This is a genomic window from Chryseolinea serpens, assembly GCF_900129725.1.
In the GTDB taxonomy this organism is placed as follows: domain Bacteria; phylum Bacteroidota; class Bacteroidia; order Cytophagales; family Cyclobacteriaceae; genus Chryseolinea; species Chryseolinea serpens.
Genome location: NZ_FQWQ01000002.1, coordinates 242,422 through 266,447, shown reverse-complemented (window position 1 = coordinate 266,447; position 24,026 = coordinate 242,422). Strand labels below are relative to the sequence as shown.

Genomic DNA, 24,026 nt, shown 5'->3' with positions numbered 1-24,026 from the left:
CCAGGCCCGTTAAAAAGTTCAACTCTATGAAGCATTGGCGTTTCGGATGATTCGTTAGTGTAAACTTTTTCGGTGCACCATGGGACGGGAGCGGATACTAACGAAATACACGGATGAACAACTGCTGGAAGGCATCCGAAGGGCAGACCATGACGTTTTCACAACGCTCTACTCCAACACGTTTCAGGGGCTGTCGCTCGCCGCGCTGAAGTTTGTGAAAGACACCGCCATTGCCGAAGAAATCGTTCAGGATGTTTTTCTGAAATTATGGGAAGCACCGGAACACATTGAAAATATCACGTTCCTCAAAGCGTATCTCTACCGTTCGGTCATCAACCAGTCCATCAACTACGTGAACCGTCAGAAAAATATTGCCCAACATCACGCGCGCATTGCCGAGGACATCACCGACAAGTATATCGAGAACCTCAGCGAAGATCATGCGCTGTTGGAAATTCTGCACCACGAAATCGAGCGTCTCCCTGAACAGTGTCGCAAGGTTTTTAAGATGAGCCGGTTCCAGAACCTCAAATACCGCGAGATCGCCTCGCAACTTCAGATCGCCGAAAAAACGGTGGAGAACCACATTGTCAACGCCCTGAAAATTCTCCGCGCCAGGCTCCTGGAAAGAGACGAGAATTTTAAAGAATTCCTGGGCCGTTAGCCGGCTCCCTTGCTTTTCATTTTCCGGACGCGTAAGAAATGGCGCCAATGCCTCGCGTGACGCACACGAAACGTGGCTTGTCGTTAACGATGGCGCTCCTCGCCGGTCGGGGCAACGATAACCCTGGAGTAAGAAAATGTGTACAATTGCGGGAAAGATATGCGCTGACTTTCAAAAATAGCAGGCATATTGCAAGCCGGATACATAGGCGTCCTGGCGTTGGTTTTAAGGTCCTTCGCGAAGAACTTTTGGCGCGGAGCCGTTAACGTAATCTACAGAGCTATGCTTGGTTTACTTTTTATTTATTGGATTGGAAAGGCCTTTTATATCCTGGCCGAAAGGAATGGCAAAAATGTTTGGGGCTATGCCGTTCTGGGTGTCGCGATCTATTATGGAGGCCTGCTTTTTACAGCCGTGGTCATCGCCATTATCTTGGCAATATTCTCGGTGTCTTTTGGCACCTTCTCCGATTTTCTCATCACCCTCATGGCATTTCCCTTCGGTCTTCTGGGTGGCTGGATAGCCTATCGATACCTCGAAGGCCGGTGGGAAGGTGTGGCGAAAGACAACGAGGACGAAGTCCGGTAAGGTAACACGGGTTACTTCCTTCGGGGACTACTCACCTTTTTAAAAGCCTTTGATTGATCAGGTTCGTCACGCCGTCGCGATAATTGCGACTGATGGGCAGCGACTTTGTTCCCACCATAAGATCGTTGCCTTCCACGGATTCTATCTTAGACCGGTTCACCAGGAAGGATTGATGGATTTTAATAAAGTCAGCAGGAGGTAACTGATTTTCGAGGCTCTTCATGGTGAGATACGCAATGATCTTTTTGCGGTCCGTATAGATCGTCAAATAATTCCCCAGCACTTCCGCATAGAGGATCTCACTTAGCTCCACCTTCTCGATCCGTTTTTCACTTTTTATAAAAATATAAGACGGCGGCGGCGTTCCGTTAGCGGTCGGGACATTCTTCATCTCATAAAAATCCTTCGCCTTTTGAACAGCCTTCAAAAACCGATGCAAAGCAAAAGGCTTTAAAAGATAATCGATGATATCGAGTTCATACCCATCCAGCGCATACTGGGGAAACGCCGTGGTCAGAATCACCATCGACTCGATATTAACCCGCTTCAGCATTTGCAACCCCGACACTTTCGGCATCTCGATGTCCAGGAAGATAATGTCCGGTTGATGGCTTTTAAGAAACTCCTCCGCCTTCATCGCACTCTCAAATTTCCCCAACAGATCCAGGAACGGAACCTGCTCCGTAAACTCCTGCAGAATTTTCCGGGCCACCGGCTCGTCATCCACGATTATACAACTGAGTTTTCTCATACCATCAGCATTAACTCTACCCGGTAAAGATTATTTTTCTTCTTGATCTCCAACTGATACCGGTCCTTATACAACAACTCCAGCCTCCGCGTAGCATTGGTAAGCCCAATCCCTCCGGTCGAAGATTCCCCTTCATCAAAAGTATTCTCACACACAAAATAAATTCTCCCTACCCCCTGACTTTTACCTCCCGACTCCTGGCTTCCGACCCCTGCCTTCTGGCTACTGGCTCCTGGCTCCTGGCTACTGGTTCCTGGCTCCTGGCTTCTGGCTCCTGGCTCCTGCTTCAACGAAATGACAATCCGATTGATCGCCTTATCCTCCCGCGACACATATTTAAACGCATTCTCCACAAACGCCATAAAGATCAACGGCGCTACCTTCACATTTCCGTCCGAATAATGGATGTCGAGCGTAACCTCCATGTTGTCGTTGCTGCGGGCCTTTTGCAGGGCCACGTAGTTCCGGAGATGTTTGATCTCCTTTTCGATGGCGATCATGTCGACATCCGCTTCATACAAATTGTATCGCAGGAGATCGGAAAATTGAACCAGCATATTCCTGGCCAGGCTGTTGCCCATGTCGATCGAACCGTACACGGTGTTGAGGCCATTGAAAAGGAAGTGGGGATTGATCTGTGAGCGCAGGTATTTTAATTCGGTTTGTAGCTGGTTGATGTGGCTGTTCTTGACTTGTTCCTGCTGCTCCGCCCATTTCTGCGTCACGTATAACATGGAGGTGATGACGGTGCAGCACATCCCGTACACAAAGTTGTCCCAAAACCCGGAGCTGGTCTCTACCATCGCGTCGTGAAAAAGCGTTTGGTGGATAAAGCTATTGTAGTGGCCCATCGAAAAGGTGTACAGGAAGATCAAGCCGATCAACGCCGAGGCATAGGCTCCAAAGAACTTATTCTCCAACAGCTTGGGAATTAAAAAGGAACGGTTGACGACGATGAGGAGCCCAAAAAGGATAAGGTGGATCAGGACGGTGAACAAATAGGAAAAGCAATCGAGCACAGTCTCACCAGCATAAACCGGTTTCTCGAATATGAGCGCGCCGATGTAGGCGCCACAAAACAGTAAATAAGCGGTACGTCTTTTTGCGAACATTTTGTTTTCCTTCTATAAAGATATCCCATTGCATCGATAACCGGAAATCGCCCTTTCGGAGTAACCCCGGATTTCTAGCGATCTGGAATGATTATCATATGAAATACGCTTTCTGTCATAAAAATTTGATTGGCGTTTCCTTGCAAATGCTCCATCCACCCTCGGTATGGCCCAAGAGACCTTGGAAAATCGCCCTTTACGGATGTCACGGGATTTTGGCAGGTTTTGTAGAATATACGTTTATCTATCATAGGATGTTATTAAAAGCCCGCGGGCCCCGTTATTTTTATAAAACAAAACGCGCGTTTCGTTTGAACTCCAAATCCCTTAACCCTTCAAGAAGATGAAAAACATTATACAATTTGGTGAGAACGTCCCCGGATATGATATCCCCGTATTAAACGAGCGCGAGATCAGGGCGGCGGCGGGAATACTGTTCCTGGTCATCTACACCTCGTTGATGCTCATTCTATTCAACGGCGATTTCAGGCTGGCGAAATATGCCATCGCCCTTTTCCTCGTCGACTTTGTGATCAGGGTGTTCATCAATCCGAAGTTCTCGCCTTCGCTCATCATCGGTCGCATGATCGTCAGCAACCAGGTGCCCGAGTATGTGGGAGCGAAACAAAAGAAATTTGCGTGGATCATCGGTGTCCTCTTGTCAGGCTCCATGTTTGCGTTGCTCATCGTCGTCAATGCCTATAGTCCGTTCACCGGCGTCATCTGTTTGCTGTGTCTGATCTTTTTGTTTTTCGAAGCCGTGTTTGGGATTTGTCTGGCCTGCAAAGTGTACAGGGTGATCTATGGAGAGAAGGCACAATATTGTCCGGGCGAGGTTTGCGATGTGAAATCAAGACAGCCCATCCAGCGGGTGTCGCGCGCACAATGGGCGATTGTGTTTGCCTTTGTTGCAGGCATTTTCCTGATGGTGCGCATCCTGGCCCCCGTGATCAATGTGCCGCCTCACAACATGTTTGGCAATAGCGCTGCAAAGACCGCAAAGCAATGACATCCCGCGGTTCATTGGAGAATTATTTTGAACCGTTCAGGGAGAACACCATCGGCCGCGGCCAGAAGTTCTGTTTCCCCTCCGGGCAAAAAGAACTGCTGTACGCCGACTGGACCGCCAGCGGCCGCGGATACCGGCCGATCGAAAGCTGTTTGCAAAATGAAGTGATCCCTTTTTTTGCCAACACCCACACTCAGACCACCCTGACCGGCACGCTGATGACAAAGGCGTATGAGGAAGCCAAGAATATTGTTAAAGAACACGTTCATGCAAACCCGGACGACGTACTGATTTTCTGTGGCAGCGGAATGACCTCCGCCGTCAATAAACTACAACGGCTGCTGGGCATCCGGATGCCGGAGCGATGGAGGGAGTACATGCCCGAGGCCAAATCGTTCGATATAGACGAAGCTATGCGGCCCGTGGTGTTTGTGACCAGCATGGAACATCACAGCAACCAGGTCTCCTGGCTGGAGACGATGGCGACGGTGGAGATCATTGCTCAAACCGAAGAGGGCCATGTTGATCTGGAACATTTCGAAAGACTGCTGTGGGAATACAAATCCAGAAAAAATAAGATCGCCGCGGTAACAGCCTGCTCGAATGTTACCGGCATACGAACTCCCTATCACGAAATTGCCAAGCTGATCCATGCCCATGATGGCTTGTGTTTTGTGGACTTCGCCGCCGCTGCACCGTATGTTCAAATGGACATGCACCCGGAAGAAGCGGATGCCGGTTTGGATGCCATCTATTTTTCAATGCACAAATTTTTGGGTGGCCCCGGCACACCCGGCGTGCTCATCTTCAATCAAAAGATCTATCGGAATGCCGTGCCGGACCACCCCGGCGGCGGCACCGTTCTTTACAGCAATCCCTGGAACGCGCGTGAATATATCACGGATATAGAATCGCGCGAAGACGGTGGAACGCCTCCCGTGCTGCAAGGCATAAAGGCCGCCATGTGCATCCGGCTGAAAGAAGCGATGGGTGTTAAAAATATCCTGCGACGGGAAGAAGAACTGCTCGCCATAGCGTTTGCCCGCCTTTCGGAAATGAAGGATGTTACCATACTACAGGGCAATCTTAGAAAGAGACTGGGCATCATTTCATTTATCGTAAAAGGCGCCCATTATAATCTGATCGTCCGACTGCTCAACGACAAGTTTGGTATACAGACACGGGGTGGATGTTCCTGTGCAGGCACCTATGGCCACCGGCTGCTGAACGTTGACCAGGGGTGGTCGCACAAAATATGGAAGGCCATTCGTGCCGGGGACCTTTCGTCCAAGCCGGGTTGGATCAGGATCTCGCTTCACCCCACCATGACCGACCAGGAGGTTGAATTTATCATGGATGCCCTTGAATCGACCGCTTCCAACTTCCGCGAATGGATGACAGACTATGCCTATGACGCTTCGTCTAACGAGTACACCCTCAAAGGGGAAATGACACACGAGCGACATCGCGTAGAGGGCTGGTTCAAAGGACATCATGCCGATCGCCACGCCAGGTTTGTTCCGACGATGGTGTAGTGGATCGTTGTCGATGACACTGCATCAGGCGCAGGCCACAAACTTGCGCCTGCTATTTCCGCTGCATTTTCACTCCCGTCACCAGCGCGTGTATTTCGTTCAGGCTTTTGCCGCGCAGGCCGTGTATGATGGTGCCGTGTTTTATTTCCACCCCGCGCAGAAGCTGGATGCACAACTTTTTGTCGTCGATGCTCATGCCCCAGAAAATGATCTCGGCCATCCGGGAGAATTTCTCATAGCACTTCATCAGCGCACGCTGGCCTTTGTCGGTCACGCTCATCAGCCGCGAGCGCTTATCCTCGGGGTCGGTGCGTTCCTGGATCAGTTTAACTTTCACCAGCCGGTTCATCAGATCGATGCCGGACGACAGTTCAAGGAAATGCGTGTTGATGATATCCGTTTTGCGTGATTCGCCCAGGTTGCCGAGCGTGTTGAGGACATAGAAATCCTCGGCGCGTTTAATGTCGGGGATCTCCTCGATGGCCGAATCGATGTATACTTTCATATAACTCGAGATGATCCCCAGCAGTTTGGCCAGGTAGGCGTCTACCTGGGGCGGGATCACGCCTTTGAAATTCTGACCGATCTCTTTTTTCTCCCGTTGTGAGATCAGATAATGCCGGCAGAACTCCTCGATGGTCCCCTCTTTGAACTTCTCTTCAAAGCGCGCCCACTCATTCACTAATTCGACGGTCTTGTTCATGGTTTTTAGATTATATCGGATTCGATGTAAATTATTATTAATTATAGCGAAATATATGTAAATAAAAGAGAAACGCCTTTACGTTTGCTACGTCATCAAAAAACAGGCAAATGAAAATCGTCTTCTGTTTTATAATAGTGGTCACGGCTTTTGCGTCGTATAGTCAAACCCGGATCTCCGGATCAGTCTCCTCCAAATCGGGCGAGGTCATACCCGGCGCCAGCATCTACATCTTCAATTCGCTGGACGGAACATCGAGTGATGCTGTGGGAAAATTTTCTTTTACAACGGAGGAGACGGGGGAGAAGACCATCGTTGTTTCGGCCATCGGGTTTGTTAAGCAAGAGGTCGCCGTCACTTTGAACGGATCGCTTCCTTCCTTTGCGTTCCGGCTGGAAGAAGAAACGGCGCAGCTCAATGAAGTGGTGATCACGGCCGGTTCGATGGAAGCGAACAGCGATCGCGAGGTGGCCGTGCTCAAGCCGATGGACATCTACACCAATGCAGGGGCAGCCGGCGACATCGTTGGCGCCATCCAAACCCTGCCCGGCACGCAACGGGTGGCCGAACAAACCGGACTGTTTGTGCGCGGTGGCGATGCCAGCGAAAGCGCCGTGATCATCGATGGCATGACGGTGCAAAACGCATTCTTCAGCAACGTCCCCGGTGTGGCACAGCGCAGTCGCTTCACGCCGTTTCAATTCAAAGGCATGTCCTTCAGCAGCGGTGGCTACGGTGTGCGCTACGGGCAGGCGCTGTCATCAATATTAGAATTGAACACGATGGACCTTCCGGAGAAAACAACGGTGAGCGCCAACCTGAACATGGCAGGGGTTGCGTTGTCCGGGATCAAGCGATGGAAGCACAGCGCCGGCGAGATCACGGCCAACTATAGCAACCTTTCTCCTTTTTATAAGATCGCCAACACCAACTTCAATTTCTATGATGTCCCCACCGGTGGCGGTGCGTCTGCGAAATGGTCGGCGCAAAATGAAAAAGGCGGAATTTTTAAAGCCTTTGTCAAACACGATTACTATCAGAGCGGGACGGAAATTCCCGATCCTTACCGGCCCGGCAGCATGATGCCGTTTGGTCTGAAAAATCAGAACACCTATTCCAATGCTTCATTTCGTCAGTTGGTGAATGGGAAAACACTTTTCTATACGGCCCTGTCGGCAAGCATGAACGAAGACAAAACGCAGTGGGGTGCATTTCCCATGGTGAACAAGGATTGGCGGATGCAATGGCGGGGGGAAGCCACGCAGTTTTTAACCGAGTCGTTCAATGTCACGCTGGGCAGCGAAGTGCAGCGCTATCAATACAAACAGGATTTTGATACGGCGGCCTATCACTTTGACGAAACCCAGGTGGCCGTGTACCTGGAGTCGGAATGGAAGCCTGGAAAACAATGGGCCTTCAAACCCGGCGTACGGGTGGAATACAGCAAGCTGCTGCAAAAAGGAAACATTGCCCCCCGCATCGCCCTGGCGGCGAAGACGGGGAGCTACAGCCAGGTGTCGGTGGCCAGTGGCATCTTCTATCAGCTGGCGGACAAGCGTTATCTCCTTCGCGATTATCAAACCGATTTTCAGCAAGCCGTTCACTACATGGCGAACTACCAATGGATCAACGACTCGCGCTCGTTTCGCATCGAAGGCTACTATAAATCCTATAACCAACTCGTGCGCGAGCTCAACGCCACCTACAATCCCAATCCCTATCGCGTGGTGTATGGCGCGGTGGATAACTCGGGGAACGGTTATGCGCAGGGAGTGGATGTGTTCTGGAGGGATCAGAAGACGATCAAGAACTTTGATTATTGGCTTGCCTATAGCTATGTCGACACGAAACGGCTCTATGCCAATCTCATCCAGAAAGCGACACCGGATTTTGTTTCCAATCACAACGTGAACATCACGACAAAGTATTTTATAGAATCGCTCCAAATGAACCTCGGCGCCACCTACAGCTTTACCTCCGGAAGACCGTATTATAATCCCCTCGACAACACGTTCCTGGGTAGCCGCAGTCCTTCATACCGGAATCTTTCGCTAAACCTGTCTTACCTCACGTCCATCGGGAAATGGTTCACCGTGTTCTACGCCAACGTGGACAATGTATTGAATTATAAAAACGTGTTAGGCTATCGTTACTCGGCAGATGGACAAAGTCGTTATCCGATCGTTCCTCCCTTATATCGCGCGGTATTTGTGGGCGTAAACATTTCCCTGACCTCATTTAAAAAAGATGAATTATAAACACCCATGCATATGAAAAATAAACTATTGATCTTAAGTTTTTTGTTTCTGAACATCGTTGCGTATGCGCAAACTTTTGAAGCCGTATTGAAAGAAACCTATTTGAAATTCGAAAAGACGGAAGCCCCGCAGGAAAAACTCAGTTTGGTGAACCGCCTGGATATGATCGCGGCGCGCTATAGCGACCAATGGAGTGCACATTATTATGCCGCGTATGCAAAAGTGGTGACGTCCTATTTATTGGAAGATGAAAAACAACGGGATGGATTGATCGACCAGGCGGAGCAGGCTTTGAATAAATCAAAAACCTTGACAAAGACCAACGATGAGATCCTGGTCCTGGAGGCCTACATCGCCAATGCGCGTCTGGCGGTGAAGCCCATGAGCCGTTATAAAAAGTATGGAGAAATTTTCGACGCTAAACTCGCGGAAGCTACTGCCCTCAATGCCGCAAACCCACGGATCTATTTTCTGAAAGGGCAAAGTGTTTTTCATACGCCCCGGCCTTTCGGAGGGGGATGCAAGAACGCGATGCCCTTCTTTGAAAAGGCAATCCCGTTGTTTGCAAAAGCATCCAATGGCGATTTGAGCAAGCCGTATTGGGGACAAGATCGAAATCAGTATTACATCAACGAGTGTAACGAATAACAGGAGACCATTGCTGCCCGGTTGTTTTGGCCACGGTTAGCTGACTTTCATTCCCCGGCTCTTTAGCTCCTGGTAGAGTTTGTACCACACCTCGCTCTTGGCGGCGTCGGACTTATAGAAGTCTTCGCACCAGAAGTAGATCTTCAGCGAAACGTTATCGCCTTTGATGGTTTCCAGGAGCACCACGGGTTCGCGTTTTTGGAGCACGAGGTCGGAAGTTTGTATCGTGTCCTTGATGAGTTCGACGAGTTTGTCTTTGTCCTCCGTCGTTTCCACATCGAGCGAAAAATCGATGCGCTTATACGGGTTGGCGTGGGTCCAGTTCACGATGTGTTGGGAGAGCACGTCGCCGTTGGGGATGATCACATCGGCGCCGTCGATGGTGGTGAGTGTGCTCGAGCGGATGCCGATCTCTTTGACACGCCCGGCATGCCCCCCGAGTTCGATGGAGTCGCCAACCTTGAGGGGCCGGTCGAAAATGAGGATGATGCCGGAAACAAAGTTGTTGACAATGTTCTGCAAGCCCAACCCGATGCCTACACCCAGCGCACCCAACACGATCGTGACTTTATCGATGGGCAAACCCGAAGCCGCCACCGCCAGCAGGTAGCCGACGGCCAGCAGCACGAGCCGCGTCACCAGCAATTTTGAACGTTGCGCCAGGCCCTCGCTTTCATCGTCGCCGACGTCGCCAAAAAAGTAGCCCACATAGCGCTGGAAGAAGTGGGCCAGCCAGATGATGATCATGAACAACAGGATGCTGCCAAACGTGAAGGAGGTCTGGCCAATCGTGCGGGGAGTGCTCAGCAAATCGGCCATGCCCTCATAGATGGAATTGTACATGTTCAGGTTGGTGGCGAAGACAATGAACCACATCAGCAGGGCAACCGCCAGCAAGGGTCTTCTGAAATTTTGAACGATCGGCGCACTCTCGAACGTGCTCTCCAGTTTGTTCTTGATCCGGCTGGTATGGATTTGCAACAACACGGCTTCCACCAGCACCCTCACCAATACAGAAAGTCCCAGCACCTGGGTGATGCTGTAGATCGAAGCAGTGCCTAGCATTTGCGAGATGGTGCCCCGTCCATAAACCTGGAAAAGAATGGCCAGTACGTGCATGCCGACCTGCAGTGCCAGCACGGCGCGTATAAACCGCCGCAGCTGCATGCCTTCGGGAAGAAGCTTGCGGAAGCGGAATGCCACCACGGCGCCGGCCGTGTTTAGCAGGAGGATCAAACACCGCTGCCAGAACGCTGGCACGGCAATACGATCGAATAGGGCGAAGCAAAAGAACAACGCAATAAACGCCAGCCAGAAATAAAACAACCGGCGCCGCCATTGCTTGTAAAAAATAAACGTCAGCGAGATCATCAGAAAAACAAGGACCAGTTGCATATAACCTGCGGGTGCATCCAGGTCGAACAACGGGGCGATGCTAAAGATCACGGCAAAAGCAGAAGCGATCGGTTGGGCCACGAGATAGATAACACCATCCCGGGCTACATTGTCTATCCAGCGATGCCTTCTCAGGACGCGCACGTTTCGCAGGACCCACCACAAGAAGGCGATGCCAAAGATCCACCGCAGATAACGAATGCCTGCCGAATGTCTGAAATAAAGATAGAGTGCTTTCTGTTCGCCCTTAAAATTGTCGAGACCGGGTGAGTCCGCTTGGCCTTCGCCGGGTAATTCCCACAGGTAGGGGAGCTCCTTTTGAAGCACTTCTTTTCCGGCCGAGCTTAGCTTGGTGTTGAGACGGCCCATGAGTTGTGTGGAGAGGATCGAGTTTGCCGAGGCTTGTGCCTTGATCGTGTTTACGGTCGAAAGGCTTAACGTCAACAAACTGTCGGTCTGCCGCCTGCCGGATCGGAGCGCGAGCAATTGTGGGCGAAATGCTTTTCGGGCCACCGTGTCGCGGAACAGTTGCCGCAGCGTGGTATCGCGCCGTAACGCCCGGAGTTCGTTGCGCAGGGCGTCGAGGTCTTTGTAGGATTTTTGAAAGAACGCATAGTGTCGCCTCAGATCGCGTTGCGCATCCGAGAGCAAAACCTTGAGCAACTCCAGGCTTCTCAGGTTGAGGCTGTATTTCTGCAAACTTTGATCGACAAAATGCACAATGGAGTCGCTGGCCTTCAGGGCGTCGCGGTTCACGAAGACGTCGGGGCGCAGGCTGCTCTCGTTTTGAATGGAGTCCAGCTTTTGGATCGCCTCTTCGAGATGAAGCATGTATTCGGCCGATGTGGCCGATGCCGAGTCACTAAAAACCGTGTAGTTGCCCCGTTCGCGGTGGGGCCTTTTGCCGGATTGTGCGAGAAGAAGCGTGGTGTTGGTGAGTAGTACAATAAGTAATACCAGGGTCTTGCAACGATGTATTGAGATCATAAATTAGCTTGGCGGGCAAAATACGCTGCGGCGGCTGAATTTATGACGCGGTGTAATTTTTAAGTGAAAACTGCACAAATCAATGCTCGTTGGGTAGTTCGATCTGTCACAACGGAGGGTATCCCGGTTCCGGGGAATCCCTCGCTTTGTTTTCCGGACAAAATTTTCGGCTACCTAAACTTCACGATCTAAAAAATTGACGATGGCTGTATTCACGGCTTCAGATCTTTCTTGCTGGAGCCAATGACCACAACCGGGAAGCACAATCGACCCTCTGAAATTGGGCAACGCTTCTTTCATGAGATCTAACTTTCCATATTTCACGGCCGGTTCTTCACCTCCTCCAATAAACAGGACCGGCTGGTGAATGCCTTTCTTGTAGAGGTCTACCAAAGCAGGATAATCACGCTCCATGTTTCTGTAAAAACCCAGGGCACCCGTGATACCGGTTTTCTGATAAGCAGCCACATAGTAGTCCAGGTCTTCCTGGCGTAGCCATGCCGGCAGGGTTGCCGGTTCCGGAAAACCATCCAGGAGTTTTGCATCCGCAGGAAACTTACCCATAAACAACGTATCGATGGTTCCCGGTGGCGCGTCGCCCGACAATCCATAAAAGAACAGTTTGAAGAAGCGTGCGGGGTCTTCATTAAACTCTGCCTCGGTGACGCCAGGTTCCCGGAATTGATTGAACTTGCCGCTGCCAAAGGACTTGAACTTGGATGGATCTCTGGGTTCGGGATAAAATGGGATGCTCAGTGAAACGACGGCGTTCACCGTTTCGGGATAGAGCATCGGCATGATCCACATAATGTTGGCGCCCCAGTCGTGCCCCACCACCGTGGCGGCCTTCGCCCCGAGGTGATCGATCAGGGCCTTCACATCACGGGCGAGTTGCAAAATGCTATAGTCGCTGACTTGTGGCGTCACTTCCGATTCTCCAAACCCTCTCAAGTCCGGCGCCACCGCGTGGTTTCCGACCTTCGCTAGGGCCGCCACTTGGTGTCGCCAGGAGTACCACAATTCCGGGAAACCATGGATCATGACCACCAGGGGTCCCGTGCCGGCTTCCGCATAGTGATAGCGTATGCCGTTGATCGTGGCATAACGGTGCATGACTTCTACCTGGTCAATAACTTCGGTGTTGTTTTTCATGGAGACTGTTTTCTGATGATGTTGTTGGATTACGTGAATCTGAAAACACTCAAAAACACGATGGTGGAAAAGAGAAAAATCTGGATCGTCAAAAAGCGTTGCATGCGTCGCTGAATGGCCATCGTGAATTCCGTTTCGTTGGGGATGGGTTGTTTCTGCTCGATGATCGTCTTGAGGCCCGTGGCCGACGTCCTGCCCAGGGTGAAGCCGTTTATAAAAATGAGTACGATCAACCCGAGCTTAATTTGAAACCAGAGGAGCGAAGCGAAAGCGCCATGGATGGTCAGCATGCCGATGCCTGCCAGGAACACCGCGAGCATGCCCAACCCTCCGGCGATCTGCAATTTTTGTATAACCTGAAAAGTGGTGATTCCCTGTGTACGGTCGGTGGCATACTGTCGCCAGAATTGCCGGTAGGCAATGAGGTTGGCCATCGTTATGCCGATCGCTGTGATGAAGCCATAAATGTGAAGCACCTTGAGTATCTGATAAACGGTTTGCATGTTCATGGGACGTTAAAAATTTGGGTGATAATTTCATTTTCATATTTATTACTAATACGTAATAATAGTTATAAAGTTATTTCGTAATGGAAATAAAAATGCCTAAATTGGACTAATTTCAAATAAAGATAACTTACTCATGGAAGACGTTATAGAGGTTCTTCAACGCTGGGCAGAATACCAAAAGGGCCATCCCACGGGCGGATTTGAGGACTTTTGCCGGTTCTATCTGGCCCGTCCGAAAGGCAAGCGTCCGAAAGCATCAAATTTTGAGAAGGCACAACCCGCGGACACCGACAGCATGTTTATGATGACGGTGTCGCGAAGCACGTTGGCGTTTTGGGTTTATATGCGGATTGCGTTGCGCGATACGCCGTTGCCGACCGTCGAGGACATCATGCTGTGTGCCGCCCTCTTTAATTTGGGTGAGAGCCGGAAAACGGATATCATAAACTTCGCCATGATGGAAATATCCACCGGCACAGGCAATCTGAATCGCCTGATCGAAAAAGGATTTATAGAAGAGCGAATTGATCCGGACGACAAACGGTCCAAACTGATTGTGCTGAGTTCCTCCGGAGCAAAGGCGTTGAAGCAATGTTTTGCAAAAGCAAAAATGGCCAGAGACATTTTCTTAACCGACCTCACAGAAGATGATAAGAAATTAGTGGCCAATATTCTGAACCCCTTACAAGAAAAACACTCCAAGCTGGCGATCGCACGCAAAGGAAAAAGTATTGAGGAGATTCACAAGGAAGTAATGGGAGACGAGAAAAAGTGAAAGCTTTACTTTGTTTCGGCCCCACTTCACTTCGCTCCTCTTCGCCTTGCTCACTGAAGCGCCATGCGTAGGAGAGCCGAAGACCTTCATGAAAGAGAAAGAGGAAATTTTTGTACACGCCAAGCCCGTTTTTCGATAGAATTGAATATATTTGATTGGAGCCCATCACCATGACAGACGCATGTCATTGTTGATGGGCTTTGGATTTTCTGTTGGGCACCATAGCTGAGGAAATCCGTTGGTGGAAATGAGATGACGTATAACGGAGTCTTTGTATATCTTCAATCGAACCTAAGGCACATAAACATGACGTTGGACAAAAAGATACAAGCAGGATTTATCGGTTGTTCCCTGGTCCTGCTGGTGATTGCCATGATCTCCTTCCGGAACAGCGAAAAATTCGTCGATACCAACCAATGGGTGAATCATACCCACGAGGTGCTTTATGAATTTGACCAGGTCCTGATCAGCTCCGTAAACGCCGAAACGGGCGCCCGGGGGTTTGTCATCGCCAATGATGAGAGTTACCTGGAGCGTTTCAATGCCGCGAAGGCCGCACTGTTCGAGCACATCAAGAAGGTAAGGGAGTTGACGCGCGACAACCCTGGTCAGCAAAAAAATATCGATGACATCGAACGCCTGGCCATTGCCCATGTGAATCACCTGGACAGGAAAATTGAAGCGCGCCGGGAAGATTTTGAAAAGGCAAGGCAAATGGTTGTTGGGGGAGAGGGGAAGCGCATTGAAGATGAAATCAGAAAAGGGATCGAACACGCCAAAGGTGTGGAGCAGGCGTTGCTGGTCGAACGAAAGCAAGCCAGCGAAAATGATGCAAAAAACTTCAATATCATTTTTATCGCGTTGTTGCTGGTCATCGTCGGCGTGTTGGTGGTCGTTTATTTTATTATTTCCACCAACCTGGAGGCGCTCCGAAAAGCGGAGACGGAGACAGCCCATAAAAACTGGAGTTTGACGGGCAGCGCCGACCTGGTAAAAAAGATGCAAGGCAACAAGCGGGTGGATGAATTGTCGGAGGTCATCATCAATCACCTGGCGGTTTATTTGAACGCGCACATCGGCGCATTCTACCTGGTAGAAAACGGCGACACCCATCTCCGGCTGACGGGTTGGCACGCCATCAACAAAACAAAACGAGAACATCCCGTGGTGGAGTTTGGAGAAGGCTTGGTCGGCCAGGCCGCGGCAGAGAGAAGCGTGAAAGAAGTTACCCACATCGCGCCCGGTTATTTTCATATGCACACGGGCTTTGGAGAGACCGCGCCAAAAAATATCATCGCGATGCCTTTTGTCTTCGAGAACGCCGTGGTGGGCGTGATCGAGCTGGGCAGTCTGCATGAATTTGATGATCTCAAAAAACAATACCTCGGGCTCGTAGCCGACAGCATCGCCATAGCCGTCACCTCGTCGCAGGCGCGTGAGAAGACAAAAGAACTGCTGGAAGAGACCCAACGGCAGGCGGAGGAGCTTACCGTGCAACAAGAGGAACTACGACAATCAAACGACGAGCTTCACGCCAAGACGGAGCAGCTGGAGCGATCGGAAGGGGAGTTGAAAAAACAACAGGAAGAGCTGCGACAAGCCAACGAGGAATTAGGCGAGAAGGCGGACTTGCTGGAATACCAAAAGGAAAAGCTGGAAGATGCAAAAACAGAAATTGAGATCAAGGCGCGCGAGATCGAGGTGACCAGCAAATACAAATCCGAATTCCTGGCCAACATGTCGCACGAATTGAGAACGCCCCTGAACAGCATTCTCATCCTGGCCCAACTGCTGGCAGAAAACCGGAGCGACGTGTTGGGCAAAAAGGAAGTTGAGTATGCCAGAAATATTCACAACTCCGGAACGGACCTTCTCAACCTGATCAACGAGATCCTGGATCTTTCGAAGGTGGAAGCCGGCAAGATGGAGCTGGATATTTCGGAGGTGAACCTTCAGGGGATCGCCGGCAACATGTCGGCGCTGTTCTCGGAACTGGCAAAGGAAAAGTCTATCGAGTTTACGATCGATGTCAATGAAGATACGCTCCCCGTCGTCCTAAAAACCGACAAGCAACGCGTGGAGCAGGTGTTGAAAAATTTGTTATCGAATGCGTTCAAGTTCACGCCGGGTGGCGGTAAGGTTGGATTGAGCATCGGGCGAGTGTCTAAAGATGCAGGATCCGGCAGCAGGTTCTTGAGCGGGATCGACCAGATCGCTTTTTCGGTCACCGACACCGGTATCGGTATCACCCGCGACAAGCAGGGCGTCATTTTCGAGGCGTTCCAGCAAGCCGATGGTTCTACCAAGCGAAAGTATGGTGGCACCGGCCTCGGGTTGTCGATCAGTCGCGAGTTGGTGCACGTGCTGGGTGGAAAGATCCAGCTGGAGAGCGAAGAGGGTAGGGGGAGCACCTTCACCATGTATTTGCCTTTGCAGTTCGATCCGGCGCTGATCGTGTCGGACAACAAACAGATCGAGATAAAGGAGAAACGATCGCCCAGGATCGAGAAAGCGGTGAAGCCGGAGGAAATGCCACTGGACGACACGCAGGCCACGGATGACCGCAATCACATCCGCGAAAACGACAAGGTTATTCTCATCATCGAAGATGAAGCGCCGTTTGCAAACGTGCTGCTTGATTTTGTCCGCGAACGGAAATACAAAGGCATCATCGCCCGGCAAGGGAACACGGGCATCAGCTATGCGCGACATTTCAAACCCGATGCCATCCTGCTCGACATGAAGCTGCCGGTCATGGATGGCGACGAGGTGCTGAAACTCATCAAGAACGACCCCGATCTCCGCCACATCCCCATACAGATCATCTCGGCACACGACAAGAAAAAAGAAGGACTGGAGCTTGGTGCGTTCGACTACATCAAAAAACCGGTGACCCCCCAGGAACTTCGGAAGGCGTTTGACCGGATCGAGAACTTTGCCGGGAAAAAGACGAAGAAACTGTTGATCATCGAAGATAACGAGCAACACAACAATGCGATCCGCGAGCTGATCGGGAATGGCGATGTGACCTGCTTCTCGGCCTACGAAGGTGCAAAGGCTTACAAAATGATGGAGGAGGAAGCGTTCGACTGCGTCATCGTCGACCTGGGGCTGCCCGACATGTCGGGTTTTGAATTGCTGGAAAAGATCAAGGGAAACGACAACCTGAACAAGATCCCCGTGGTGGTCTACACCGGGCGGGATTTGAAAAAAGAAGAAAGTGCCCGGCTTGACCGGCTGGCCAATACGGTCGTGCTCAAAACCGCCGACTCGAAGGAACGGTTGCTGGACGAGACCATCCTGTTCCTGCACCGGGTAGAGTCCAGGTTGCCCAAGGAAAAACAAACGATCATCCGGAAACTGCACAAGTCGGACGAGGTCTTAAAAAATAAAAGGATCCTCCTGGTAGACGACGACATCCGGAACATCTACTCGCTGACCAACGCCCTGGAGGAAGAAGGCTTGCTTTGCACGACGGCGGAAAACGGGAGGGTTGCCGTGGAGATGCTCTCCAGCAATGGTTCTTTTGACCTGGTGCTCATGGACATCATGATGCCCGAAATGGACGGCTACGAGGCCACGGCAGCGATCCGGAAGATCCCCAAATTCGACAAACTCCCCATCATCGCGTTGACCGCTAAGGCCATGAAGGGAGATAAAGAAAAGTGCCTGGCCGTCGGCATGTCGGACTACATTTCGAAGCCGGTGAACATCGGGCAACTCCTCTCCCTGATGCGCGTTTGGCTGTACCGTTAAATCTCCGGAAAATGGAAAACGTGATCGACGCGAAAGAATACAACGAGTTTTTGGAGGCCATACGGTTTGTGTACGGGTATGACTTCACGGACTATGCGGAGTCTACCGTGAAGCGAAGGATCTTTCATTTTATGACGGGCCGGAAGATCGAGGACATCAATACCTTGGGGAAGATCCTGTTGCGGGAGGAAGCGGTCTTCGAGGAATTTGTGAAGGAGCTCTCCGTGACGGTCACTGAGATGTTCCGCGACCCGTTGTTTTACAAAAGCATACGCGAGAAAGTGATCAAGCGACTAGCCACGTATCCTTTTATAAGAGTCTGGATTGCGGGTTGTGCCACGGGCGAGGAAGTCTATTCCATCGCCATCCTGTTGAAAGAAGAAGGGCTCCTGGAACGATCGATCATCTATGCAACCGACATCAACCCGGCATCGCTCGAGTCGGCGAAGCAGGGCGTGTATGCACTCAGTGCGATGAAGATCTACACCAGCAACTACCAGCTTGCGGGAGGGAAGCGCGAGTTTTCGGAATACTACCGGGCGAAATACGATTCGGCCCTTTTTGATGCATCGCTCAAACAGAATGTGGTGTTCTCGTCGCATAACCTGGCGATGGACAAATCTTTCAATGAATTTCACCTTATCCTCTGCCGGAACGTGCTGATGTATTTTAATCAACGCCTCCAAGACCGGGTGCTCGAACTTTTTTATGACAGCCTCTGTCCGTTCGGATTCCTGGGATTGGGCGATAAAGAGTCTCTCCTTTTTTCAAACAAGAAAGATCAATTTGAAGAGACCGACCGGAAGCAAAAAATATACATAAAAACAAAGTAGTGATGGACGGGCAGGTAACCATCTTGATCGTCGACGACAAAGCAGAGAACATCTTTGCGCTCGAAAAGCTGTTAGAGAAACCCGGCCGGTCGTTTCTCACGGCAAAAAGCGGGAAAGACGGACTCACCCTCGCATTGAAAAATAGTTTTGACCTGATCATCCTCGATGTTCACATGCCGGAGATGGATGGATTTGAAGTGGCCCAGGTGCTCAAGTCCAACAAGCGAACCAAGGAGATCCCCATTATCTTCACCTCGGCCGAAAAAAAGGAACGCCATTCGATCATGAAAGGCTTTGAGGAAGGCGCCGTGGACTATCTCTCGAAACCCCTCGACCCGGATGTGACACGGGCCAAGGTGTCGGCGCAGCTAAAGATCCAGCAACAGAAAAAAGAACTGGTCGAAAAAAACACTTCGCTTGAAAAGGCAGAGGCGCACATCCACCAACTGAACGTGGAGCTGCAAAAGAACCTGACGGAGTTGGAGATCAGCAAGCAACAGGTGGAACATGCCAGCCGGTTAAAAAGCGAATTCATTTCCACGATGTCGCACGAATTGCGGACGCCGCTAAACGCCATCATCGGGTTCTCGGAATTGTTGGTGGATAAAAAGGTCGGTCAGATCAACCCCAAACAAGAACAGTACCTCGACGATATTTTGAAAAGCGGCAACCACTTGTTGCGACTAATAAACGACATCCTCGACCTGTCGAAAATAGAGGCGGGTAAAATGGAAATACTTTTGGAGCCTTGCGGTGTTAAAGAAGTTATGGAGGAGGTCTGCTCGGTCGTAAAAAGTCTTGCCGATGCCAAGGGCATCATCCTGACGGTTTCGATAGCACCTGAGGTGAGGGAGATTGCAGCAGACCGGATCAAGCTCAAACAGATCTTGTATAACTTGTTGTCGAACGCCATCAAGTTCACAAACCGGAACGGCAAGGTCGACATCGTTGTTGAGCCTGGAATGGAGCGTGGCATCACCCTGAAGATCCAGGACACGGGTATCGGCATCAGCCCGGAAGGAATCCGGAAACTTTTTTCACCGTTTCTCCAGCTCGACGCCGGCCCTGTGGAGAAACAACAAGGAACCGGCCTGGGATTGGTGCTTACCCGGAAATTCATAGAACTTCACGGCGGCAGCATTTCCGTTGACAGTGAAGTCGGCAAAGGAACGCTATTTACGGTCTTACTTCCCCAATCGCATTAGACAGAGACAGAGGTATGGATGAATTAAAAAACGCATTCGAAGATCAACCGGTAAACGGTGAACAGGCCACGATCCTGATCATCGATGACAAACAGGCCAACATTTTTGTGTTGGAGAAATTGTTGGAGCGACCCGACCGGCGGTTTTTGAGTTCAGAAAATGGAAACGACGGCTTGAAGCTGGCGCTGTTGCACGAACCCGACCTGATCATCCTGGATGTGCAAATGCCCGAGATGGATGGGTTTGAAGTGGCGCGGATCCTGAAATCGAACAAACGAACCAAAGACATTCCCATCATCTTTGCTTCGGCCGAAAGAAAGGAACATCACTCCGTCATCAAGGGGTTTGAAGAAGGCGCCGTAGATTATCTCTCCAAGCCCCTCGACCCGGAGGTGACACGGGCCAAGGTCTCTGTGCAACTGAAAATTCAATGGCAGAAGAAGGAACTCATTAAAAAGAATATTTCCCTCGAGAAGGCCGAGGCGCGGATCAACCAGCTGAATTCGGAATTGCAACGAAACCTGGCACAACTCGAAACGGTGAACCGGGAGCTGGAGTCTTTCTCTTATTCCGTCTCGCACGACCTGCGTGCACCCCTCCGGATCGCGAATGGCTACTCTTCGATCCTGCTGGAAGACTATGGCGAAAAATTCGACGCCGACGCAAAACGGATGTTGGGGAGTCTGCAGGGACAAGTCCGAAAGATGAACAGCCTCATCGACAACCTCCTCGAATTCTCCAAGCTGGGCCGGAAGGAACTAAAGAAATCGGAGGTCGATGCCGAAACGCTGGTGTGGAACGTTCTCCATGACCTGCGCCAGGCCGACAAACGCAAAGCGGAAATTGTTTCGCAGCCCCTGCCGCCCATGTATGCCGACCGCGAGCTGATCACGCAAGTCTGGATCAACTTGCTCTCCAACGCCCTTAAATATTCTTCAAAAAAGGAAAACGCACAAATCGAGATCGGATCACGCCACGACGGCAATGAAGTCGTGTATTATGTATCCGACAACGGCTCCGGCTTCGACATGAAATATGCCGATCAATTGTTTGGCGTCTTCCAACGTCTCCACAAATCCGACGAATTTGAAGGCGTCGGCATTGGCCTCTCCATCGTCAAGCGCATCGTCACCAAACACGGCGGCCGCGTCTGGGCCGAAGCCGCCGTCGACAAAGGAGCAACATTCTATTTCTCGCTTCCCACAAAGAATGGCTAAAACCTCTTCTTTGCCTTGCCCGCCGAAGCTTTAGCGAAGGAGGGCCCGCCGAACCTTTGGCGAAGGAGGGCTTGCTCGCCGAAGCTCTAGCGAAGGTGAGGTGATTTCTCCTAATGCGCGCAACCCTCGCACCTCACTCCTTCAAAACAACAATCTCATCCACCCCCTTACCACTTTTATATTCAAACACCAAACCACCCTCCCCATCACTTTTGATTCGCTTCAACAATTTGCCATTGATCAAAACTGAATAATAATGATCAGCACGAAGATCATTGACCTTATACATCAACTTATTTGAAACCACATCCGCAGAAGATTGCGCAAAGGCTATCTCATCCCTTCCCCACTTCTTCACATCCAATGCCAGCGCCCCCTTTGGCGTCGTTGATACTTTCAAAGACGCGCTGCTTACACCCCCGTGAAAATAAAAAAGATCTTTATCGTCACTAAAAAAACCAAAATTCGTTTTCGCTGTGATCTTAAACCGTCCATTCGATACAGCATACCGCCCCATCGCCAGATCGATCGTCAATCGCTGATGACGATAGTTGTATTTGACTTGTGTTCCCGCCAGCGCCTCCGTGATATGAGGATCGAGATAGAACCGGTTGTACAACGGATTGATACCATAGATCGCCTGGTACAGACCAACAGCAGAAAGGCTGTTCCCCGACAAGATATCGTCGCCCAGTCCATCTTGTTTCGCCCGCCCGTAGCGTTGGAAGGCGAGCCCATCTTTGGCATATTGGGCCAGCACATTTTTTACATATTTCAAAGCAAGTTCGGGCTTGTAGGAAGCATAGGCCCTTACCGCCACGGCACCCCACGACAGAAACAGGTCGCCATTCTCATAGTTGGGAAACGGAAACTGCCAGTCATTTCCTTCGCCGGGAGCATAACTGTACAAACAGATGGGCCAAAAGAAGAGGCTCTCCTTTTGCATCTGTAGCTCGATGTCGTCAAGAATGGTTTTTGTTCTGTTGTCGTCGTCACAAATGCCGTAGGCAATGGCCATAAAATTTACGGGCGTGACCATGTTGTTCCCGTGGACCGATCCGTCTTTATCCCGCCAGTGTATGTAGCATTTTTTGTCGGCGTCCCAAAAGCCTCCCGCGGAAACGGGCTTATTAAAATTGTCCTTTAGTTTTCCTGCAAACGCCGTATAGTATTTTTCCTTTGTAGTGTTGCCAAGTTGTTTTTCGATGTCGGCCCATAAGACGAGGGCATAATAGAGTTTGGCGTTGACAAAGGCATTCTCATGCGCCGCCCAGATAATGTCTATCCAGTCGCTTCCTCTTTTTTGTTTATGGCTATCGGTCATCATTTCCACCAGCCCGTTGTCGTTGGTGTCGCGGTTGATGATCCAGTCCAATGCTTTTTCGCAGGAGGCCTGGTGGGTCTTTACCCACGGCAGGTCACCGGTCTGGTTGTACAGTTCAGCAACGTTTGTAACAAAGTCGGGGTTGGAATCTAACAGGTATCCCCACTGTGCTTCATAAAAACCTTTGTCGGTAAATCCCTGTGGCATGGCGTCTTCATTGCTGTAGGCCCATCGTGGCCACACGCGGCCGTCGGGTTTAATGGCATTGTCGCGATAGAAATCGAGACATTGCTGGTAGCCTTTCAGATAATTGTTGTCATTGATGGCGAGTCCCAGTTGCGCGATATATTGTTCATGCAGGCAGATGGGCCCATAGGGTGTATGCCAGCTGTTACCCCCAAAATGCTCCTTGTCGATCACCCCAATCCTGGCGATGGTGTTCAGTACCGCGCTCACCTGCTCTCCATTTATACCGACCAAATTCCCACGACCGAATTTCGCTTCGAAGTCGAAATAGGAGAGCGTGATCCGTTGGTTGCTTTTCCCTGCACTGATCTGAAAGGGCGCCCACACATCCGTCGTGTCGCGAACATAGCGGCGCCGGTTTGTGCCTGCATCGAAACGCGGCTGCATTTCCGAAGGAGAGATCGCCAGGGTATAGGCCAATCGATCATCGGCCGTACGGCTATAGTCCATCGCGATTTGTTTGCCGGGTGCTGTCACGGCGACCGTCAGCCCATTGCCGGTTTTGCTGTTCCAAAAATCAGACGTGCTGCTGTGGACACCATAGGTATCCAATTTTTTATTAAAAAGATAGAACCACGCCAAACCTCCGTAGTCCGGGTAAGCTCCTTCCCAGACATCCATACTCTTGAACATAAAAACAGGGAAGCCTACTTGTTCTGCCACAATCGCTTTTGACAGGGTTCTGTCGATATCGAATTTGATGTCGCTGTTATTTATGGTGAATGTCCAGGTTTCGTCTATGGAAAGAGCATGGTCGCCATAGTGGATGCCCGCGACGCTGATAATGTTGTTGGAAACTTTCACCGTCGGATCCGACGACAGGTGCAGGGTTGAATAAGACGTCTCTTTCGTTCTGATTTTTGAATAGACGCCCGCATCACTTTGTATGACCTGCTGACCGTTTATATGGAGTGAGGAGATGTTCGCCTTTTTGTTGTAGTCTAAAATGATCCTGATCTTATCATTGCCAAAGGCTACCGTCTTTTGTTGAGTGTTGTTTTTGATGTTTGTTGTTTGTGCAGAACATATGTTCCAGGAGCAGATAGAGCAAGCGACACAAAGAAGATAAAAGAGGAAGCGTGTAGTGGTCATGAATTGGTGTGATTGGGGTGAACGATCCGTGTTTGCGACTAACATAGTTAAAATGAACGAAATATGAATCCTGGGCTAGGCCGACGCGTCAGGGAGTTTGCCAGAACTTGGTAAGGGTATAGGATGGAGGTGCAGTCTCCCCAAAGTAAATTAAATGGCTGCAGGAAATCGGTTCGGATACATTCGCACGATCCAAGCTCCGCAAATCGGCGCGTGGATTTCGATGCCGACATGATTTTTATAAACCGGCTTCAGAGGCATCAAATA

The 24,026-nt window shown here is 50.6% G+C and carries 18 protein-coding genes; 11 read left to right on the top strand and 7 right to left on the bottom strand.

Features of this window, described 5'->3' with window-relative positions:
* The first annotated feature begins 79 nt into the window (after positions 1 to 79).
* Both BUB30_RS15060 and BUB30_RS15055 read left to right on the top strand, forming a co-directional pair.
* Positions 80 to 664 (top strand): RNA polymerase sigma-70 factor, encoded by a 585-nt coding sequence (locus tag BUB30_RS15060; protein WP_073135558.1) that lies wholly within the window; start codon positions 80 to 82, stop codon positions 662 to 664.
* A 282-nt stretch (positions 665 to 946) separates the two neighbouring features.
* The gene (locus BUB30_RS15055; protein WP_073135556.1) at positions 947 to 1,252 is read left to right on the top strand and encodes a hypothetical protein; all 306 of its coding nucleotides are present in this window, start codon (positions 947 to 949) and stop codon (positions 1,250 to 1,252) included.
* 31 nt (positions 1,253 to 1,283) lie between these two features.
* Here BUB30_RS15055 and BUB30_RS15050 read toward each other — a convergent pair whose 3' ends face one another.
* Positions 1,284 to 2,003, bottom strand: coding sequence for a LytR/AlgR family response regulator transcription factor (locus BUB30_RS15050; RefSeq protein ID WP_073135554.1), 720 nt, complete (start codon positions 2,001 to 2,003; stop codon positions 1,284 to 1,286).
* On the bottom strand, positions 2,000 to 3,115 hold the full coding sequence (locus BUB30_RS15045; RefSeq protein WP_073135553.1) for a sensor histidine kinase: 1,116 nt from the start codon (positions 3,113 to 3,115) through the stop codon (positions 2,000 to 2,002). The genes BUB30_RS15050 and BUB30_RS15045 overlap by 4 nt, the downstream gene beginning before the upstream one ends.
* 343 nt (positions 3,116 to 3,458) lie before the next feature.
* On the opposite strand from BUB30_RS15045, the gene BUB30_RS15040 reads away from it, so the two are divergent.
* Together BUB30_RS15040 and BUB30_RS15035 are read left to right on the top strand one after the other, a co-directional pair.
* Positions 3,459 to 4,124 carry a DUF4395 domain-containing protein gene (locus BUB30_RS15040; protein ID WP_073135551.1) on the top strand — a complete coding sequence of 222 codons (666 nt, stop codon included), beginning with the start codon at positions 3,459 to 3,461 and terminating at the stop codon, positions 4,122 to 4,124.
* Complete coding sequence (locus BUB30_RS15035) at positions 4,121 to 5,659, top strand: aminotransferase class V-fold PLP-dependent enzyme (protein WP_073135550.1); 1,539 nt, start codon at positions 4,121 to 4,123, stop codon at positions 5,657 to 5,659. The genes BUB30_RS15040 and BUB30_RS15035 overlap by 4 nt, the downstream gene beginning before the upstream one ends.
* A 52-nt stretch (positions 5,660 to 5,711) precedes the next feature.
* Here BUB30_RS15035 and BUB30_RS15030 read toward each other — a convergent pair whose 3' ends face one another.
* Entirely contained in the window at positions 5,712 to 6,362 is a 651-nt protein-coding gene (locus BUB30_RS15030) for a MarR family winged helix-turn-helix transcriptional regulator (RefSeq protein WP_073135548.1), read from the bottom strand.
* 110 nt (positions 6,363 to 6,472) lie between these two features.
* Here BUB30_RS15030 and BUB30_RS15025 point away from each other — a divergent pair, with 110 nt between their 5' ends.
* Together BUB30_RS15025 and BUB30_RS15020 are read left to right on the top strand one after the other, a co-directional pair.
* Complete coding sequence (locus BUB30_RS15025; RefSeq protein ID WP_073135546.1) at positions 6,473 to 8,620, top strand: TonB-dependent receptor; 2,148 nt, start codon at positions 6,473 to 6,475, stop codon at positions 8,618 to 8,620.
* A gap of 12 nt (positions 8,621 to 8,632) precedes the next feature.
* On the top strand, positions 8,633 to 9,268 hold the full coding sequence (locus BUB30_RS15020) for a hypothetical protein (protein ID WP_073135545.1): 636 nt from the start codon (positions 8,633 to 8,635) through the stop codon (positions 9,266 to 9,268).
* Between the two features lie 36 nt (positions 9,269 to 9,304).
* Here BUB30_RS15020 and BUB30_RS15015 read toward each other — a convergent pair whose 3' ends face one another.
* The 3 genes from BUB30_RS15015 to BUB30_RS15005 all read right to left on the bottom strand — a co-directional run bounded on the left by BUB30_RS15015 (position 9,305) and on the right by BUB30_RS15005 (position 13,305).
* A complete protein-coding gene (locus tag BUB30_RS15015) occupies positions 9,305 to 11,650 on the bottom strand; it encodes a mechanosensitive ion channel domain-containing protein (RefSeq protein WP_073135543.1) in 2,346 nt (781 codons plus the stop codon).
* A gap of 174 nt (positions 11,651 to 11,824) precedes the next feature.
* Positions 11,825 to 12,802: an alpha/beta fold hydrolase gene (locus BUB30_RS15010; RefSeq protein ID WP_073135541.1), complete on the bottom strand. Its 978-nt coding sequence runs from the start codon at positions 12,800 to 12,802 to the stop codon at positions 11,825 to 11,827.
* A gap of 29 nt (positions 12,803 to 12,831) precedes the next feature.
* Positions 12,832 to 13,305, bottom strand: a complete 474-nt coding sequence (locus tag BUB30_RS15005) for a hypothetical protein (protein ID WP_178377118.1) — start codon at positions 13,303 to 13,305, stop codon at positions 12,832 to 12,834.
* Positions 13,306 to 13,444: 139 nt separating this feature from the next.
* Between BUB30_RS15005 and BUB30_RS15000 the strand changes: the two genes are divergently transcribed.
* From BUB30_RS15000 to BUB30_RS14980, 5 genes are all read left to right on the top strand, one after another.
* Positions 13,445 to 14,086: a MarR family winged helix-turn-helix transcriptional regulator gene (locus BUB30_RS15000; protein WP_073135538.1), complete on the top strand. Its 642-nt coding sequence runs from the start codon at positions 13,445 to 13,447 to the stop codon at positions 14,084 to 14,086.
* A 306-nt stretch (positions 14,087 to 14,392) separates the two neighbouring features.
* On the top strand, positions 14,393 to 17,842 hold the full coding sequence (locus tag BUB30_RS14995; protein ID WP_073135536.1) for a response regulator: 3,450 nt from the start codon (positions 14,393 to 14,395) through the stop codon (positions 17,840 to 17,842).
* An 11-nt stretch (positions 17,843 to 17,853) separates the two neighbouring features.
* The gene (locus tag BUB30_RS14990) at positions 17,854 to 18,675 is read left to right on the top strand and encodes a CheR family methyltransferase (RefSeq protein ID WP_073135534.1); all 822 of its coding nucleotides are present in this window, start codon (positions 17,854 to 17,856) and stop codon (positions 18,673 to 18,675) included.
* Between the two features lie 2 nt (positions 18,676 to 18,677).
* Positions 18,678 to 19,880 (top strand): ATP-binding response regulator, encoded by a 1,203-nt coding sequence (locus BUB30_RS14985; RefSeq protein ID WP_073135532.1) that lies wholly within the window; start codon positions 18,678 to 18,680, stop codon positions 19,878 to 19,880.
* A 14-nt stretch (positions 19,881 to 19,894) separates the two neighbouring features.
* Complete coding sequence (locus BUB30_RS14980) at positions 19,895 to 21,097, top strand: sensor histidine kinase (RefSeq protein ID WP_073135529.1); 1,203 nt, start codon at positions 19,895 to 19,897, stop codon at positions 21,095 to 21,097.
* 133 nt (positions 21,098 to 21,230) lie between these two features.
* On the opposite strand, the gene BUB30_RS14975 is transcribed toward BUB30_RS14980, so the two are convergent.
* Entirely contained in the window at positions 21,231 to 23,759 is a 2,529-nt protein-coding gene (locus BUB30_RS14975; RefSeq protein ID WP_073135527.1) for an alpha-L-rhamnosidase-related protein, read from the bottom strand.
* Positions 23,760 to 24,026 lie beyond the last annotated feature (267 nt).